The sequence below is a fragment of the Photobacterium sp. R1 genome, from assembly GCF_054600795.1.
Genome location: NZ_BAAHZP010000048.1, coordinates 1 through 681 on the forward strand (window position 1 = coordinate 1; position 681 = coordinate 681).

At 52.1% G+C, this 681-nt stretch carries 1 pseudogene; it reads left to right on the forward strand.

Annotation, left to right across the window (positions count from 1 at the left end):
• Positions 1 to 681 (forward strand): annotated as a pseudogene (locus ACYP03_RS23870) (Na+/H+ antiporter NhaC family protein); the annotation flags it as partial.

A 681-nucleotide genomic window follows, 5' to 3' on the forward strand; every position in this document is an offset into this window, starting at 1 on the left:
TATGCCATGCTGGGTACTTTTGCCGTGGCCATTTCCCGTTCGGGTATTACCGATGTACTGGCACAAAAAGTCATCAAACGTATCAGCGGCCATCATAATGCGGCAGCGGCGACCGGTGTGAAGTACTCGGTACTGACCATTTTACTGCTGCTGTCGATTTCGTCGCAGAACGCGATTCCGGTGCACATTGCATTTATCCCGATTGTAATTCCCCCTTTGCTGCATGTGTTCGCCAAACTCAAGCTGGATCGCCGCCTGATTGCCTGCGTACTGACCTTTGGTTTGGTGACACCTTACATGGTGCTGCCTGTAGGCTTTGGCGGCATTTTCCTCAACAATATCCTGCTGTAAAATCTGCATGACAACGGTCTGGATGTGGCAGCCAGCCAGGTGCCTTATGCCATGATTCTGCCGGCAGCAGGTATGCTGTTCGGTCTGCTGCTGGCCACCTTTGTCAGCTATCGCAAACCTCGGGAATATTCTGAAGCACAGATTCTGGCCAGCGAGCCGGAGCACGCTGAAATCAACATGCAGCATGTTTATGTGGCCGTTATTGCTATCGCAGCGGCACTGGGCGTTCAGCTGTACAGTGGCTCGATGATCATCGGTGGTCTTGCCGGTTTCATGGTGATTACCCTTGCCGGTGTGATCAAGTGGAAAGATACCCATGATGTGATCACT